The 15,588-nt window shown below is 69.2% G+C and carries 16 protein-coding genes; 8 read left to right on the plus strand and 8 right to left on the minus strand.

The window, feature by feature from the left end:
• Positions 1–8 precede the first annotated feature (8 nt).
• The gene (locus tag ACYVN4_RS43660) at positions 9–866 is read right to left on the minus strand and encodes an NAD(P)H-binding protein (RefSeq protein WP_460729916.1); all 858 of its coding nucleotides are present in this window, start codon (positions 864–866) and stop codon (positions 9–11) included.
• Positions 867–941: 75 nt separating this feature from the next.
• Between ACYVN4_RS43660 and ACYVN4_RS43665 the strand changes: the two genes are divergently transcribed.
• Both ACYVN4_RS43665 and ACYVN4_RS43670 read left to right on the plus strand, forming a co-directional pair.
• Complete coding sequence (locus tag ACYVN4_RS43665; protein WP_460729918.1) at positions 942–1,898, plus strand: AraC family transcriptional regulator; 957 nt, start codon at positions 942–944, stop codon at positions 1,896–1,898.
• 41 nt (positions 1,899–1,939) lie between these two features.
• Positions 1,940–2,383, plus strand: coding sequence for an acyl-CoA thioesterase (locus ACYVN4_RS43670; RefSeq protein ID WP_460729920.1), 444 nt, complete (start codon positions 1,940–1,942; stop codon positions 2,381–2,383).
• Here ACYVN4_RS43670 and ACYVN4_RS43675 read toward each other — a convergent pair.
• Genes ACYVN4_RS43675 through pdhA form a run of 3 tightly spaced genes read right to left on the minus strand, consistent with a single transcriptional unit; the run spans position 2,380 to position 5,849 of the window.
• A complete protein-coding gene (locus ACYVN4_RS43675; protein WP_460729922.1) occupies positions 2,380–3,768 on the minus strand; it encodes a dihydrolipoamide acetyltransferase family protein in 1,389 nt (462 codons plus the stop codon). The genes ACYVN4_RS43670 and ACYVN4_RS43675 overlap by 4 nt on opposite strands.
• A 21-nt stretch (positions 3,769–3,789) precedes the next feature.
• A complete protein-coding gene (locus ACYVN4_RS43680) occupies positions 3,790–4,773 on the minus strand; it encodes an alpha-ketoacid dehydrogenase subunit beta (RefSeq protein ID WP_460729924.1) in 984 nt (327 codons plus the stop codon).
• Positions 4,770–5,849 (minus strand): pyruvate dehydrogenase (acetyl-transferring) E1 component subunit alpha, encoded by a 1,080-nt coding sequence (pdhA, locus tag ACYVN4_RS43685; protein ID WP_460729926.1) that lies wholly within the window; start codon positions 5,847–5,849, stop codon positions 4,770–4,772. The genes ACYVN4_RS43680 and pdhA overlap by 4 nt, the downstream gene beginning before the upstream one ends.
• A gap of 179 nt (positions 5,850–6,028) precedes the next feature.
• Between pdhA and ACYVN4_RS43690 the strand changes: the two genes are divergently transcribed.
• The 3 genes from ACYVN4_RS43690 (at position 6,029) to ACYVN4_RS43700 (ending at position 8,796) form a co-directional block, all read left to right on the plus strand.
• Positions 6,029–6,559 (plus strand): Lrp/AsnC family transcriptional regulator, encoded by a 531-nt coding sequence (locus ACYVN4_RS43690; RefSeq protein ID WP_460729928.1) that lies wholly within the window; start codon positions 6,029–6,031, stop codon positions 6,557–6,559.
• A 76-nt stretch (positions 6,560–6,635) separates the two neighbouring features.
• Positions 6,636–7,844, plus strand: coding sequence for a benzoate/H(+) symporter BenE family transporter (locus tag ACYVN4_RS43695; RefSeq protein WP_460729930.1), 1,209 nt, complete (start codon positions 6,636–6,638; stop codon positions 7,842–7,844).
• A 118-nt stretch (positions 7,845–7,962) separates the two neighbouring features.
• Positions 7,963–8,796: a sulfurtransferase gene (locus tag ACYVN4_RS43700; RefSeq protein ID WP_460729932.1), complete on the plus strand. Its 834-nt coding sequence runs from the start codon at positions 7,963–7,965 to the stop codon at positions 8,794–8,796.
• Here ACYVN4_RS43700 and ACYVN4_RS43705 read toward each other — a convergent pair whose 3' ends face one another.
• Complete coding sequence (locus ACYVN4_RS43705; RefSeq protein ID WP_460729934.1) at positions 8,797–9,489, minus strand: class I SAM-dependent methyltransferase; 693 nt, start codon at positions 9,487–9,489, stop codon at positions 8,797–8,799.
• A gap of 18 nt (positions 9,490–9,507) precedes the next feature.
• Here ACYVN4_RS43705 and ACYVN4_RS43710 point away from each other — a divergent pair, with 18 nt between their 5' ends.
• Complete coding sequence (locus tag ACYVN4_RS43710) at positions 9,508–10,173, plus strand: TetR/AcrR family transcriptional regulator (RefSeq protein WP_460729936.1); 666 nt, start codon at positions 9,508–9,510, stop codon at positions 10,171–10,173.
• Here the strand turns inward: ACYVN4_RS43710 and ACYVN4_RS43715 are convergent.
• Together ACYVN4_RS43715 and ACYVN4_RS43720 are read right to left on the minus strand one after the other, a co-directional pair.
• Positions 10,114–10,797, minus strand: a complete 684-nt coding sequence (locus ACYVN4_RS43715) for an HNH endonuclease family protein (protein ID WP_460729938.1) — start codon at positions 10,795–10,797, stop codon at positions 10,114–10,116. The two genes, ACYVN4_RS43710 and ACYVN4_RS43715, sit on opposite strands and share 60 nt — an antisense overlap.
• Positions 10,798–10,888: 91 nt before the next feature.
• The gene (locus ACYVN4_RS43720; RefSeq protein WP_379366478.1) at positions 10,889–11,251 is read right to left on the minus strand and encodes a hypothetical protein; all 363 of its coding nucleotides are present in this window, start codon (positions 11,249–11,251) and stop codon (positions 10,889–10,891) included.
• Positions 11,252–11,526: 275 nt separating this feature from the next.
• Here ACYVN4_RS43720 and ACYVN4_RS43725 point away from each other — a divergent pair, with 275 nt between their 5' ends.
• Positions 11,527–14,349, plus strand: coding sequence for a DEAD/DEAH box helicase (locus ACYVN4_RS43725; RefSeq protein ID WP_460729939.1), 2,823 nt, complete (start codon positions 11,527–11,529; stop codon positions 14,347–14,349).
• Positions 14,346–15,116: an SWIM zinc finger family protein gene (locus tag ACYVN4_RS43730; RefSeq protein ID WP_460729941.1), complete on the plus strand. Its 771-nt coding sequence runs from the start codon at positions 14,346–14,348 to the stop codon at positions 15,114–15,116. Before ACYVN4_RS43725 ends, ACYVN4_RS43730 begins: the two co-directional genes overlap by 4 nt.
• A gap of 7 nt (positions 15,117–15,123) precedes the next feature.
• Here ACYVN4_RS43730 and ACYVN4_RS43735 read toward each other — a convergent pair whose 3' ends face one another.
• Positions 15,124–15,558: a MarR family winged helix-turn-helix transcriptional regulator gene (locus tag ACYVN4_RS43735; RefSeq protein WP_460729943.1), complete on the minus strand. Its 435-nt coding sequence runs from the start codon at positions 15,556–15,558 to the stop codon at positions 15,124–15,126.
• Positions 15,559–15,588 lie beyond the last annotated feature (30 nt).

A 15,588-nucleotide genomic window follows, 5' to 3' on the forward strand; every position in this document is an offset into this window, starting at 1 on the left:
CCGACAGGTCAGGCGTCCGCGGTGACCGACCACACACCCGATTTCGCCACGTCGCGGGCGTACTCGGCGAAGTCGCGCGGCTCGCGTCCCAGCGCCCGCTGTACCCCGTCGGCGGTCGCGGAATTGCGCCCGTCGAGCACGGTCCCGAACAGGTAGTCGAGCAGACTGATCTCATCGGCCGGCACCCCGTAGCCCGTCAGCGCGGCCACGAAATCCGTTCGGGTGAGTGGGATGTAGGCGATCTCGCGCCCGGCCTGCGCGCCGATCTCGGCGACCGCCTCCGCAAAGGAGAGCGCGCGCGGCCCGGTCAGCTCATAGACCTGCCCGGCGTGCTTATCGTCGAGCAGCGCCGCCACCGCCACCTCGGCGATATCGTCGGCGTGCACGAACGGTTCCGGTACGTCTCCGGCGGGCAGCGCGACCTCCCCGGCGAGAATGAAATCGGCGAACGCCCCCTCGCTGAAATTCTGCGCGAACCAGGCACACCGCACCACGGTCCACCGCAGTCCCGAATCCTGCACGATGGCTTCGCATTCCAGCGCCTCGGGCTCTCCGCGACCGGACAGCAACACGATGGAGCGCACGCCCGCGGCCACCGCCGCGTCGCAGAGCGCCTTGATGTCGGCCGGTGCGCCGGGCACCGCCAGATCCGGTTGATAGGACAGGTATACGGCGTCGACGCCCGCCAGCGCGGCCGTCCAGGTGCCGCGGTCGGTCCAGTCGAACGGGACCGCGGCCGAGCGCGAACCGGCGCGCACCGGGGTCCCGGCGGCGGCCAGCAGCTCGGAAACCCGGCGTCCGGTCTTTCCGGTCGCGCCGAGCACGAGGACGGTGTTTTCGCTGTTGGGAGTGTGTTCGATGATCATGTATCGAGTACACCGGGATTCGGCGAGCGCGAACATGGTTGAGAAGCGCGCACGCATTTGCCATCGTCTTCAGTTATGGATGCGTTGGCCAGCCTGCTCGAAGGACCACGCGCACGGGCGGCATTCGTGATGCGCTCGTCGTTCGACCCGCCCTGGTCCTTGCACATCCGCGACGAGGCGCCGCTGACCGTGGTGGCGGTGGTGCGCGGCGGCGGCTGGGTGCTGCCGGATCCCAAGGGCGGCAAGCCGGTTGCCCCGCGCCAGCTGCGCACCGGGGATATCGCCATTTTCCGCGGCCCCGACCACTACACGATGGCCGATGACCCGGCGACGGAGCCGCAGGTGCTCATCGAACCCGGCAATATCACCACCACCATGGACGGCGAAGTGCTGTGCGAGGCACTGAGTCTGGGCGTGCGCAATTGGGGCACCACCGCCGACGCGCAGACCGTGCTGGTCACGGGCACCTACGAGCACGAGTCGGCCGCCAGCCGCCGCCTGCTGCGCGCCCTGCCCCCGGTCGCGGTGCTCAGCCGCGGTGAAATCGATTCGCGCGTGCTGGATCTGCTGGTGGACGAGTCCGCCAAGGACCTGCCCGCCCAGGGCGCGATGCTGGACCGACTATTGGACCTGCTCTTGATCGCCGCCCTGCGCGCGTGGTTCTCCCGCGCCGACGCCCCCGCCTGGTATCACGCCTACGGTGACCCGCTGGTCGGCAAGGCACTGCGCCTGATGCAGCACAATCCGGCCCAGCCCTGGACGGTCGCCTCGCTGGCCGCCGAGGTCGGCGTCTCCCGGGCCGCGCTGGCCCGCCGCTTCACCGAACTGGTCGGCGAGCCGCCCATGTCCTTCCTGACCGACTGGCGGCTGGCCCTGGCCGCCGACCTGCTGCACGAATCCGACGCCACCCTGGAATCGATCGCCCGCCGGGTCGGCTACGGCAGCGCCTTCGCCCTGTCCACCGCCTTCAAACGCCACTACGGCATCAGCCCGCGGGACCATCGCGCCACCCCTGACGAACGCTCCGCCTGACCGGGAGGGCGCTCACAGGCGGAGCGGCTAAGGTTCGCCGTGTGACGCAGGACTCTGGATATCCCGTGCTCTGGCCGGTGCCGACGCGCTGGGCGGACAACGACCACTACGGTCACGTCAACAACGTGACGTACTACTCGTACTTCGATACGGCCGTGAACGCGTGGCTGATTCACGCCAGCGGCACCGATATCCGGGACCTACCCGCCATCGGCATCGTCGCCGAGACCTCCTGCAAGTTCCTGGACTCGCTGAGCTTCCCGGACCAGCTCCAGGTCGGCATTCGCATCGAGCGGCTCGGAAATTCGAGCATCAGCTACGAGCTGGCCATCTTCCGCGATACCGGCCACAGCCTGGAGCTGGCCGCGACCGGTACCTTCGTGCACGTCTACGTGGACGAGGTGACGCGCAAGCCGGTGCCGATCCCGGCGGAGATCCGCCGGGCCGCCGAATCGCTCTTGTCCACCGCCGCCGCGGAGGGCTAAACCCGGCCGAGCAGGGTGAGCGGATCCTCCAGCAGCGCGGCCACACTGGCCAGGAACCGTGAGCCCTGCTCGCCGTCGATCATCCGGTGATCGAAGCTGAGCCCGAGGCTGGTCACCCACCGCACCGCCAGTTCGTCGCGATGCACCCACGGCCGCTTGCGGATCGAACCCAGGCACAGGATGGCCCCCTCGCCCGGATTCACCAGTGGCACACCGCTGTCCACCCCGAACACGCCCACATTGGTGATGGTGAAGGTGCCGCCGGTGAGGTCGGTGGGCGTAGAGGTCCCGGCGCGCGCCCCCGCCGCCACCCCGGCGATCTCGAGGCAGAGGTCGCGCAGCGTGAAGCCTTGCGCCTCCTTGATATTCGGCACCAGCAGCCCGCGTTCGGTCGCGACGGCGAAGCCGAGATTCACATAGTGCTTGGTGATGATCTCCTGATTCGCCTCGTCCCAGCAGGAGTTGATGGCCGGGAACTCGGTCAGCGCCGCGAGCACCGCGCGCGCCACCAACGCCAATGGCGTCAGGGTCAGCCCGGTGAAACTCGGGGTGGCCCGCAGATGCTCCAGCAGCTCCATGGACGCGGTGAAATCCATGGTCACGAACGTGCTCGCCTGTGGAATGTGCTGGGCGCTGGCCACCATGGCCGCCGCCGTCCGCTTGCGGATTCCGGCCACCGGCGTGCGGGTCTCCCGCTCGATCGGGGCGGCACGGTGCCCGGTGACGTGCATGGGCGGCACCGCGGGCGCGGGATGCGGCGCAGGCAGGGGCGCGAGGGCCATGGCCGGTGGCGCGGTGTGGATCGGAATATGGCCGGAGGCAAGCGATTCCGGTCGCATTCCGTGCAGATCCTCCACGGTGACCGCGCCCTGCGGGCCGGTGCCGATCACCGCGCCCAGGTCGATGCCGATCTCCCGCGCCAGTTTTCGTGCGGCCGGGGTCGCGGCGGGGCGGCCCGCGGGTGCGGAGCTGCCGAGGCCCTCCGGCCCGTCCGAACCCATGGCGCGACCGGAATTGCCCGGTGCGTCAGTCGTTTTCGCGGCCGCCGCGCGGGCCCGCCGGGAGACCGGCTCGTGGTCGGGCCCGTAACCCACCAGCACGGACTGTCGTTCCGCGGTCGCCTCGACCGGTGCGGTGGTGCCCACCCGGATCAGTGGCGCGCCTACCGGCACTGTGTCGCCCGGCTGCGCCAGCAGTTCCAGCACCGTGCCCGCGTACGGGCTCGGCAGCGCCACCTGGGCCTTGGCGGTCTCGACTTCCGCGATGACCTGATTCAAGGCCACCGTGTCGCCCACCGCGACCGCCCACGACACCAATTCCGCATCCGCCAATCCCTCACCGAGATCGGGCAAACGGAATTCCTGAACCTGCTGCTGATCTTCCACCGGGCTTCCTCCGTGTAACGGTCAAGCGGCGAGCGTGCGATCGACCGCGGCGAGAATGCGATCGGGGTCGGGCAGGTGATGCCGTTCGAGCTTAGCGGGGGGATAGGGGATGTCGAAGCCACCGACGCGCAATACCGGCGATTCCAATTGGTAGAAGCAGCGTTCGGTGATGCGGGCCGCGATTTCCGCTCCCAGCCCGGCGAATACGGGGGCCTCGTGCACCACGATGAGCCGTCCGGTTTTCCGTACGGAGGTTTCGATGGTGTCGAAATCGATGGGCGAGAGGCTGCGCAGATCGATCACCTCGATCGAATGCCCTTCCGACGCCGCGATATCGGCCGCGGTGAGCGCGGTCGCCACGGTGCCGCCGTAGGCCACGATGGTGGCGTCCTCACCGCTGGCACACACCCTGGCCTGGTCCAGCCCGATGGCATCGTCCCGGTCGAGGCGATCGAAATCCACCTCGGCCTTGTCCCAGTAGCGCCGCTTCGGCTCGAAGAAGATGACCGGATCGTCCAAGGCGATGGCCTGGCGGATCATCAGATACGCGTCGGCCGGATTGCTCGGCGATACCACGCGCAGTCCGGCGGTATGGGCGAAATACGCTTCCGGCGATTCGGAGTGGTGCTCCACCGAGCCGATGCCGCCGCCGAACGGAATGCGAATGGTGATGGGCGCGACCACCTTTCCGCCCGTGCGAAAGTGGATTTTCGCGACTTGCGAGACAATCTGGTCGAACGCCGGATACACGAATCCGTCGAACTGGATTTCACACACCGGCCGCAGTCCCCGCAGTGCCATTCCGAAAGCCGTTCCGACGATTCCGGATTCGGCCAGCGGAGTATCGATCACGCGGTTGTTGCCGAAATCCTTCTGCAGCGTGTCGGTGACCCGGAAGACGCCGCCGAGGCGGCCGATGTCCTCACCCATGAGCACGACCTTGGGGTCGTCCTCGAGCGCCCGGCGCAATCCGTGATTGATGGCTCCCGCGAAGGTGGTCTTCATCGTCCCACTCCCTCCAGATAGGCGGCGTACGCGCGGCGTTCCTCCTCGATCAGGCGGTGCGGTGTGGCGTAGACGTGTTCGAACAGATCGCCGGGTTCGGGATCCGGCATGGTGAGGGTGGCGGTGCGCAAGCGGGCGGCCACCTCGTCGGCGCGGACCTCGACCTCGGTCTCGAAGTCGCTGTCCCACAGCTGTTCTCGTTCCAGCAGTCGTCGCAGCCGGTCGATGGGATCGCGCTGCCGCCACAGCTCGAGTTCGCCCTCGGTGCGGTAGCGGGTCGGATCGTCGGCGGTGGTGTGCGGACCCATGCGATACGTGATGGCCTCGATGAAACTGGGCTCGGCACCTGCCCGTGCGTGCTGCAGCGCCTGCCGGGTCACCGCCAGCACGGCGAGTGCGTCATTGCCGTCCACCTGGACGCCGGGAATGCCGTAGCCGAGGGCGCGGCGCGCGATCGGGGTGGCGGACTGCACCCGCACCGGAGCGCTGATGGCCCAGTGATTGTTCTGGCAGAAGAACACCACCGGGGCCGACCAGCTCGCCGCGAAGCCGAGCGCCTCGGCGATATCGCCCTGACTGGTCGCGCCGTCGCCGAAGTAGGCGATGGTGGCGATCTCCGCGCCCTCGAGATGCGCGGCATAGGCGTAGCCGGTGGCGTGTAAACCCTGCGCGCCGACCACGATCGCCGGATTGGTCATCTTGACCGCGTCGGCGTCCCAGCAGGAGTGTGCGACACCGCGCCAGAGCCGGGTGAGGTCCTCGGGTGCGACGCCGCGGCAGTAGGCCACCGCGTGCTCGCGGTAACTACAGAACACGTAGTCGTCGGGGTGCAGGGCGTGGGCCGAGCCGATCTGCGCGGCCTCCTGGCCCAGCAGCGGGGGCCACAGTCCGAGCTGGCCCTGGCGTTGCAGGGCGGTGGCCTCGGTGTCGATGCGCCGGGCCACGACCATGTCGGAGTACATGGCGCGAAGTTCGTTGCCGCCGATATCGGCGACCAGCGGGGCGTGGACGGGGTCGAATACGCGTCGGCCGTCGGGCTGGACGAGCTGCACCGGATAGGTGTTCTTCTCGGGCATGGATATCGCCTCCTGACACCGGGTTACACCGTTATCGCCTGGGGATTGTGTCCTGTGAGCAACCGATGTGTGTCCTGTACCACTCAGCATCCTCCGGCTGACGATCTGCGCAAGTAAGGCGCGCCGAACTGTGCAGAATGCTCGATGGATGGCAGGTCGTGGGTGTCATACTGATCCCCATGAGCAGCAGGGAGCCACTTTCTGCCCCGCTGGATGCCACCGATGCCAGGCTGTTGCTGGAGCTGGTGGCCAATCCCCGCGCCACGGGCGTCGAACTGGCCGCGCGGCTGGGCCTCTCACGCAATACCGTGCAGGCCAGACTGGCTCGCTGGGAGTCGGCAGGGGTACTCGCCAGCTTCGAACGCCGGGTGGATCCGCGGGCGCTGGGCTATTCGCTGGCAGCCTTCGTGGCGGTGATCGTCGATCAGCATCGGCTCGACTCGGTGGTTGCCGAGCTGGCCGAGATTCCGGAGGTCACCGAGGTCTGCGGGGTGAGCGGGACGACGGATCTGACCGTGCGGGTGGTGGCCACCGACGCCGAGGACCTGTATCGCCTGACCGGTCGCATCCTGAAGGTGCCGGGCGTGGAGCGCACGAACATGGCGCTGGTCATGCAGCAACTCGTCGGCCCGCGCATCACGCCGTTGCTGGATCGGCTGACCAATGGCACGGGTCCGGCCCGCCCGGCCCCGGAGACCGACCGGCCGTGATCAACTCGCGAATTTCAGTCCAGTTTCGGGGGATTGGCCGCTGACCCCGGGGTGACTGGACCGGGACGATGACCCGATGAGCACCAGCGTCACCGGCCCCGCGGGGCTCGAGAGCCCGCCCGCGGCGGGCCTCGGCCAGCCCATCGGGGCCGGAATCGTCACCGCCCTGGTCGGATTCACCAGTTCCTTCGCGGTGGTGCTGACCGGCCTGACCGCCATGGGCGCGACCTCGGCGCAGGCGGCGTCCGGATTGCTGGCGGTCTGTGTGACCCAGGGCCTGGGCATGATCGTGCTGAGTCGGCGCTACCGCATGCCGATCACACTGGCCTGGTCCACCCCGGGCGCGGCCCTGCTGGCGAGCACCGGGGCGGTGGCCGGTGGCTGGGCGGCGGCCGTGGGCGCGTTCGCGGTGGCGGGCGGACTCATCGTGCTGACCGGCTTCTGGCAGCGTCTCGGCGCGCTCATCGCCGCGATTCCGGTCGAGATCGCGCAGGCCATGCTGGCCGGGGTGCTGCTGCCGCTGTGCCTGGCCCCGGCCAAGGCGCTGCCGGTGAGCCCGGCCGTGGTGGTGCCGGTCATCGTCACCTGGGTGCTGCTGCAGCGCTTCGCGCCGCGCTGGTCGGTGCTGGCCGCCTTCGCGGTGGCGGCCGTCGGCGCGGGCATCGACATCGCGGTCACGCATCGCCGCCTCGACGTGTCGGCCATGGTGCCGCGGGTGGAATGGACTGTGCCGCACTGGAGTTGGCAGGCCATGATCGGCGTCGCCATCCCGCTCTACATCGTGACCATGGCGGCGCAGAACATTCCGGGTACCGCGGTCATGAAGACCTTCGACTACCAGGTGCCCTGGCGGGCCGCCATGACCGTCACCGGATTGGGCACCGTGCTCGGCGCGGCGGCGGGCGGGCACGCCATCAACCTGGCCGCCATCAGCGCCGCGCTCTCCGCTGCTCCCGCAGCGCATCCCGACCCGAAACGCCGCTGGATCGCGGCCTTCACCGCGGGCTGCTCGTACCTGGTTCTCGCTCTCGCCTCGGGCGCGCTGGTCATGCTGGTGGCCGCCGCACCCAAGGGAGTGCTGGAAACCGTTGCGGGACTTGCCCTCATCGCCACCCTGGCCGGGGCGCTGACCGCAGCCCTGTCGCCCGCTGCCCACCGCACCGCCGCCGCCCTCACCTTCCTCGTCGCGGCGTCGGGCATCGGCCTGCTCGGCATCGGTGCGGCCTTCTGGGCGCTCGTCGCCGGGCTGGTGGTCCGCTGGTTCCTGCCGCCCGCCAATGGCTAGGCGATACCTCCGCATTCGCTCCGGCCGTGCGCAGGCTAAGGGCGGCTACGCCGTCAGCGCCCATTAGGGTGGAGTCGTTCGGCTTCATGATGTGGTGAATCGGCGAAGAGGAGTTGGCTTGAGCGCGGTGCTGATCTCGGTTGCGGAACTTCAGGAGTTGCTGAGCGCGGGCGGCAGCCGGGTGCGGCTGCTGGATGTGCGATGGGCGCTCGGGGATCCCGATGGGCCGCAGCACTATCTGGACGGGCACATTCCCGGGGCCGTCTTCGTCGACCTGGAGACCGAGCTGGCCGCACCCGCCTCCGCCGCCAAGGGCCGCCACCCCATGCCGGAGCTGGCGCACCTGCAGAAGTGCGCGCGCAGCTGGGGCGTGTCCGACGGGGACGCCGTGGTGGTCTACGACGCCACCGGCGGCATGGCCGCCGCGCGTGCCTGGTGGCTGCTGCGCTGGGGTGGCGTCGCCGACGTCCGCATTCTCGACGGCGGCCTGCCCGCCTGGGAAAAGGCCGGTGGCAAGGTCGTTTCCGGCGACGAGCCGGATCCGGAGCCGGGCACCGTGGTGCTGTCCCCGGGCAATATGCCGACCGTCGACGCCGACGGTGCGGCCGGCTGGCAGGGCCTGCTGCTGGATGCCCGCGCGGGCGAGCGCTACCGCGGCGAGGTGGAGCCCATCGATCCGCGTGCGGGCCATATCCCGGGTGCGGTCAGTGCGCCGACCGCCGAAAATCTCACCGCCACGGGACATTTCAAGTCGGTCGACGAATTGCGGTCCCGCTTCGAAGGATTGGGCTCGGGACCGGTCGCGGCCTACTGTGGTTCCGGCGTGACGGCCGCGCATCAGGTGGCGGCGCTCGCGGTGGCGGGCATCGACGCCGCGCTCTACCCCGGCTCGTGGTCGCAGTGGTCCAACGACCCCAAGCGCCCGGCCGCCACCGGAGCGCAGCCCGCCTGATCAGTCGGGCCGGACCGCGGTGAGGATGCCGGTCGCGAACGGTCCGGTGCGGAATTCGATGGCGGTGAAACCGATTTCCGACAGCGGCACCCGGTAGCGCCGGATGTCGACGGCCGAGAGCGGATGCTCTCCGGCCTCGTGGGTGTGGTCGTCGCCGTCCCGATGGGCGGCCATGTTCGCCATGCCGCGGATCAACAGTCCGCGCAGCCCGGTGGTCGGGTGGGTGTCGGCGAGCAGCAGCCGCCCGCCCGGCCGCAGCACCCGGAACATGGCTCGCAGCGCGGTGTTCCGCTCCGGCTCGGCGATGTGGTGCATGGCGAAGGTCGAGGTGACCACGTCGAAGCTGGCGTCGGGATAGGGCAGTGACTGCGCCGCGCCGAGCTCGAAGGTGGCGGTGGGTGCCGCGTGGGCGCTCGCGTACTCGATCATTTGCGCCGCCGGGTCGAGGCCGACGACCCGGCCCCGGCTCCCGGCCTGCCGGGCGAGCTCATTGGCCAGCACGCCGGGGCCGCAACCGATATCGAGGGCATGATCGCCCGGGCGGATACCGGCGGTGGTGGCGAAATGCCGGACCAGGCTTCCGGTGCGACCGAGGAAGAAGACATCGGTGAGCAGCTTGTAGCGGCGCGGCCAGGTGATGAGCTCGCCCACGGGCCGGGATTCGATATCGGACACTTGCTTGTTCTGGGTCATGCCCTCCATCATCGAAGGATGGAAAAGCCCAGGCCAGAAGCAGTGTCCGGGGATGTGTACGTTTCCGGACACCCGGACGGAATCCGTCCCGGAACGCTCGCCGACGGCGACCGCCGGGTGCGCCGCACCCGGATGGCCCTGCACCGCGCCCTCATCGAACTGATGCAGCAGCAGCCCTACGCGCGGATCACGGTGCGCGACATCATCGATCGCGCCGATGTCGGCCGCTCCACCTTCTACGCGCACTACCGGGACAAGGACGATCTGCTGCTGGTCAGTTGTATCGAGCATGTGCGCGGCGAGCTCGCGGCGCAGGCGGCCCGGGGTCCGGGCAAGCTGTCGCCGCTGGCTCCGGTCGAAATGTTGTTCCGCCTGGCCGACGAGTATCCGGAGGTCTATCGACCGCTGGTCGGCCCGCGTACGAACGGCACTGTGCTGCGGTCGATCCGGCAGATGTACGCCGAACTGCTCACCGAGCACCTCGGCGACCGCCTCGGCCCCGACCCCGTGACGGCCGCGGGCACGATCACTTTTCTGTCCTGGGGTCTATACGGTTTGCTGGAATCGGTCATGGATCCGCGCCAGGAACTCGACGCCACGCAGGCGTACCACCTCTTCGAAACCCTATGGGCAGGCGCGCGCCACACGTTCGAGGGTGGCGCGGTCGGCGGCGGTGACGGGTAGCCCGTACCGGGTCGCCACCATCAGGTACTTACCCGCGTAGAAGCAGTGCGTGGCACGGGCGGGCGGCAGCCAATCCCCGGGCGTGCGATCCCCCTTGTCCTCGTTGGTCTTTCCGTCCACCGCGAGCAGATTGAAATCGACATCATTGGCGAACCGCACCCGCCGCGCCATCGGCCAGCCCGAAGCCCCCAGATCCCAGGCCGCGGCCAACGGAAACACATGATCGATCTGCACGGCCTTGGCATCGGCCCGCGCAAACCCGATGCGCTGCCCGGTATAGGGATCGTTCAAGGTCCCCGCCAGCACCACGCACCCGTCCCCCGGGCGTAATGTCACCCCGCTGAGTTGCCTGGCCAGCACGGTATTCCGGCTGTCACACCCGTCATGCCCGCCCGGACCGTCATGATCGTCGGTCCACGCCGGACCGAACACACACCCTTGCCCGCCCCCACACCCCCGCTCATACCCACCGGGCCGCGGCCGCTTGGGCACGGTCCGCACCCCGGCCAGCAATCGTTCGAGCTGAGCACGCCCGGGACTACCCGGCGCCGGTGTCACCCGCCCGAGGGACTCGCACCCCGGAACCGCGAACAGGACGACAGCGACGCCGAGCAGACCGAGCAACCTTCCACCCCAGTGCCCCACGGCAATACATGTACCGCGCGCCACCGGAGTGGCGCGCGATCATGCGAACTTCGCACCCCCGAGCCAGGGCCTACAGCCAGGCGTGAGCGAGGATATCGTCCGCGTTCGTCTCCGTGAGTTGAGGTGGATAGCGGGTGGCGGCAATGGAATCCACGTGCGCGCCGTCGTGGCCGATGAGCCACGCACCGCCCCGCTCTTCGCATTCGGCGATCTTCGCGAACACGGTGAGCAGGAAGGTGATGGAATCGCGCGGGTCGGCGGTGCGGGCGAGGCGCTGTGACTCGCCGGGCCGGGACAGGTCCAGCCACACTCCGGACTGCCCGTCCAGGCGCATCCCCACGATCTTGGTCGTGTCCACGAAGGTGAATTTCCGCCGTTCCCACGGTGTGGTGGGCGTGAAGCTCTGCTCGAGCACTTGGAGCAGAATCGTCATCTGCACGGCCTCCCTACGGTCTCGAAAATGCCACGGCTCCGGATTGAGTCGCGGTGATTTGTCGGGTGCGCCCCGCATGGCTGCGGTCCGGGCACGACAGCGTTGTGCGCTGGACACAGCCGACACCGACCTATGCGGTGACCTGCGGATTTATCCAGTATGTTCCGTATCCGGACAGAAATAAAGGGGTAACCGACTCTCGAGTAGGTCCCACGTGGCCCGACATGTCGGTCAGTGGGCGCAATGTTGTCGGGGCGGGCTGGTTGGATGGTCGGATGCTGCACGGACTGTGGTCTCCGGGGTCCGGGTTGGTGCTCTGGCACGACCCGGGCGATCCCGACGCGGCCGCGGCTGCCGTGGGGCTGCCCGAACCGCTGGGCTCGATTCTCGCGGCGTCCAAGTGGCGGCATCGGGCGCAGGTGATGGTGCCCGGGCCGTACGGACCCGAGCAGCTGCAGGTGCGTGCGCATGCCCTGGCCCCGGAGGCAGCCGCGCGGGTGTTGCTTCAGGAGCTTCCGGCCCGGGAGGTCGCGGGTGATCTGCGCTTCCTGGGTCATGTCGCGCGAGGGATCGACCGCTGGGTGCGGGCGGGGCGGATCGTGCCGGAGGTGTGGCGCGACGACGGTCAGTGGTGGGTGCGGTGGCGGCTGCTGGGCGGGCAGCGGCAACGGGCCTGGCTGGCCGAGCTCGCGGTGGCCATGCCCGCGGCGCTACAGGTGGCCGGGCGGCCCGCGGAACTGCTGGAGAATCTGAACGCGGAGCTGGCCGACCCCATCGCGCGCCTGCGCATCCCCGCGCAGGCGGGCGACGAGTCCGGATCGCATCCGTTGCTGACGGCCCTGCTCGAGGCCGCGCCGCTGGAGTCGGGATCGCACCGGGTGGCCGCGGTCCTCGACGATTGGCGCACCAGCCTGACCGCGGACGAGCCGGAACTGGTGTTGCGACTGGTGGAACCGGACGGGGAGGACCCGGGCGAGCTGTGGCGGCTCGAGGTCTGCCTGCGCACGGAAGGCGATGCGCCGCAACCGGTGCTGCTGCCCGGGGATCCGCAACTGGTGCGGATCGCGGGGGAGAAGCTCACCGCGGCCAAGCAGGCGTATCCGCGGCTGCGTGACCTGCCGGGCGATACCCGCAGCATGGATCTGTTCCTGCCCACCGAGGTGGTGATGGATCTGGTCGCGCACGGGGCGAGCGTGCTGCGCTCGACCGGGGTGCGGCTGATGCTGCCCCGTGCCTGGCGGGTCGCCGCGCCGACGATGAAGTTGCAGGTGCAGAGCGCGGCCGCGACCGAAACCGCGGTCGGGCTCAAGGGTTTGGTGTCCTTCCGCTGGGAACTGGCGCTCGGCGATACCGTGCTCTCGCCCGCCGAGATGGCCCGGCTGGTGGACGCGAAATCGGATCTGGTGCGGCTGCGCGGGGAATGGGTGCAGGCCGATCGCCGCATGCTGGCCGCGGCCGCCGACTACGTGTCGGGCCGCACCGACGCGACGGAGACGACGATCGGCGGCCTGTTCGCGGAGCTGTCCGCGCATCCCGTAGGCGGGGTGCCGCTGCAGGAGATCAGCGCGACCGGTTGGGCCGCAGAGCTTTTCGACGGTGAACGGCATACCGAACCGGTACCGGACCCGGTCGGGCTGAAGGCCCAGCTGCGGCCGTATCAGCAGCGCGGGCTGACCTGGCTGGCGACCATGAGCAGGCTCGGATGCGGCGCGATCCTGGCCGACGACATGGGGTTGGGCAAGACCGTGCAGGTGCTGGCGTTGCTGGTGCACGAGCGGGAAAAGGCAACTGCCGCAGGAGAATCGGTCGGTCCGACGCTGTTGGTGTGCCCGATGTCGGTGGTCGGCAACTGGCAACGGGAGACCGAACGCTTCGCACCCGATCTGCGAGTGTTGGTGCATCACGGGCCCGGTCGGCGTTCCGGCGCGGAACTCGATGCGGCGGTGGCGGATTCGGATCTCGTGGTCACCACCTACGCGTTGCTGGCCCGCGATGTGGAGGAGCTGAAGCGCCAGGATTGGCAGCGGGTGGCCCTCGACGAGGCGCAGCACATCAAGAACGCCGGGACCCGGCAGGCGCGGGCCGCCAGGCTGCTCCCGGCACGACATCGCTTGGCACTCACCGGAACCCCGGTCGAGAACCGCCTCGAGGAGCTGCGCTCGATCCTGGATTTCGCCAATCCGAAGCTGCTGGGCAAGGCGTCGGAATTCCATGCCCGCTTCGCGGTGCCGATCGAGCGGGAGCGCGACGAGAACGCCGTCACCCGCCTGCGCGCCATCACCTCGCCATTCGTGCTGCGGCGGGTGAAGACCGATCCCGCGGTGATCTCCGATCTGCCGGAGAAGATCGAGATGACGGTGCGGGCCAACCTCACCGCGGAGCAGGCGGCGCTGTATCAGGCGGTGCTGGACGATATGTCGGCCAAGCTGAAGGCCGCGAAGGGGATGGAGCGCAAGGGCGCGGTGTTGGCCGCGCTGACCCGGCTCAAGCAGGTATGCAATCACCCCGCGCACTTCCTCAACGACGGTTCCGGGGTGCTGCGCCGCGGCCACCATCGCTCCGGGAAACTGGGGCTGGTGGAGGACATTCTGGAGTCCGTCATCGCCGACGGCGAGCGCGCGCTGATGTTCACCCAGTTCGCCGAGTTCGGAAACCTGTTGGCCCCGTACCTGACCGAGCGTTTCGGCACCGAGGTGCCGTTCCTGCACGGCGGCGTGAGCAAGCAGCGCCGCGACGACATGGTCACCGGATTCCAGTCCGAGGACGGGCCGCCGTTGATGCTGTTGTCGCTCAAGGCCGGTGGCACCGGACTCAATCTGACCGCCGCCAATCACGTTGTGCACCTGGATCGCTGGTGGAATCCGGCGGTGGAGAACCAGGCCACCGACCGGGCATACCGCATCGGGCAGCGCCGCGACGTGCAGGTCCGCAAGCTGGTCTGCGTGGACACCATCGAGGAGCGGGTGGACGACATGCTGAAGGGCAAGAGCCAGCTCGCGGATCTGACGGTGGGTACCGGCGAGAACTGGATCACCGAACTCGGCGACGCGGAACTGCGCGAGCTGTTCGCGCTCGGCGCGGAGGCGGTCGGCGAATGAACGACTACCTCGACTTCGGTGAGTTCGGCGAGCGTCGCCCGGTGCGCGGCGGCGTGCGGGCCCGTGGTCAGCGCGGCACCGCCTTCGCCCGAACCTGGTGGGGCCGGGCCTTTCTGGAAGCGGTGGAAGGGGTCGCGGACCGCGGTCGGCTGGCCCGGGGGCGCTCCTACGCCCGGACGGGCCAGGTGGTGAACTATCGGCTCGAGTCCGGCATGGTGAGCGCGGAGGTGCAGGGCAGTCAGCCGCGGCCGTTCGTCGCCGTGCTCACGCTGCGCCAGTTGCGTGACGACCGGCTGGACGAACTGGTGAACCAGGTGCGGGCCACCCCGGGCATGCTCGGCGAGATCGCCGCGGGCACCCTGCCGCAGGCGCTGGGCCCGCTGCTGCTGCCCACGACGGCCTCGGAGCTCGACTTCTCCTGCAGCTGCCCGGATTCCGGCTGGCCCTGCAAGCATGTGGCCGCCGTCTGCTACGTCATCGCCGAGCGGCTCGACGAACACCCCAATGACCTGCTGACCCTGCGCGGCATCGAACTCGACGACCTGATCGGCAACGTCCAGAGCCAGAGTCCGCCAACGGATTCCGCCGACATGTACGGCAACGATCTCACCCTGCCCGCCCTGCCGAAGCCCGATTTCCACCCGGCCCCCGACGATCTGGACGCGGTCCTGCTCCGTCATGCTCTGCGCATGACGGCCGAGGACGAGCAATCCGTCGCCGCCGGTCTGCGCCTGCTGCGCAGCCTCTACCGCACCCTGGACGAGTGAGCGGCGGTCAGTGAATCAGCCGTTGCAGCAGCGACAGTGAGTTCGCCAGCTGCCGGCGCTCCTCGCCGCTGAGCCGCTCGCCGATGAGTTCGGCGATGTGTCCGTGGCCCGCGCCGCGGCGCTCCGACAGGAGTGCGCGTCCGGACTCGGTGATGGTCAGCACTTTCCGTCGCAGATCGTGGGCGTCGGCGGACCGGCCGATCAGTCCGCGCTCGACCAGGGCGGCCACTGCGGTCGCGACTGATTGATGCCGGATCTGGTCCGCGCGTGCCAGATCGGCGACCGTCGCCGGTCCGTCGCGGTCGAGGCGTTTGAGGATCGACACCTGTGAGAGTGAGACGTCTCGGGCCGGGGAAACCGCGCGCATGCGCCGGACCAGACCGCTGACCACGGCCTGTAATTCCTCGGCGATCTTCTCGTTGTCACTTGTCGAACCGCTCATAACTCCCTAAAGTACAGCAAGACTGCGCAG

The sequence above is a fragment of the Nocardia heshunensis genome, assembly GCF_054782115.1.

Bases quoted from the DNA above. Each gene is read 5' to 3' on its own strand.
- ACYVN4_RS43660 (WP_460729916.1), bottom strand. From the start codon at position 866: ATGATCATCGAACACACTCCCAACAGCGAAAACACCGTCCTCGTGCTC.
- ACYVN4_RS43665 (WP_460729918.1), top strand. From the start codon at position 942: ATGGATGCGTTGGCCAGCCTGCTCGAAGGACCACGCGCACGGGCGGCA.
- ACYVN4_RS43680 (WP_460729924.1), bottom strand. From the start codon at position 4,773: ATGAAGACCACCTTCGCGGGAGCCATCAATCACGGATTGCGCCGGGCG.
- pdhA (WP_460729926.1), bottom strand. From the start codon at position 5,849: ATGCCCGAGAAGAACACCTATCCGGTGCAGCTCGTCCAGCCCGACGGC.
- ACYVN4_RS43690 (WP_460729928.1), top strand. From the start codon at position 6,029: ATGAGCAGCAGGGAGCCACTTTCTGCCCCGCTGGATGCCACCGATGCC.
- ACYVN4_RS43695 (WP_460729930.1), top strand. From the start codon at position 6,636: ATGAGCACCAGCGTCACCGGCCCCGCGGGGCTCGAGAGCCCGCCCGCG.
- ACYVN4_RS43705 (WP_460729934.1), bottom strand. From the start codon at position 9,489: ATGACCCAGAACAAGCAAGTGTCCGATATCGAATCCCGGCCCGTGGGC.
- ACYVN4_RS43710 (WP_460729936.1), top strand. From the start codon at position 9,508: ATGGAAAAGCCCAGGCCAGAAGCAGTGTCCGGGGATGTGTACGTTTCC.
- ACYVN4_RS43720 (WP_379366478.1), bottom strand. From the start codon at position 11,251: ATGACGATTCTGCTCCAAGTGCTCGAGCAGAGCTTCACGCCCACCACA.
- ACYVN4_RS43725 (WP_460729939.1), top strand. From the start codon at position 11,527: ATGCTGCACGGACTGTGGTCTCCGGGGTCCGGGTTGGTGCTCTGGCAC.
- ACYVN4_RS43730 (WP_460729941.1), top strand. From the start codon at position 14,346: ATGAACGACTACCTCGACTTCGGTGAGTTCGGCGAGCGTCGCCCGGTG.
- ACYVN4_RS43735 (WP_460729943.1), bottom strand. From the start codon at position 15,558: ATGAGCGGTTCGACAAGTGACAACGAGAAGATCGCCGAGGAATTACAG.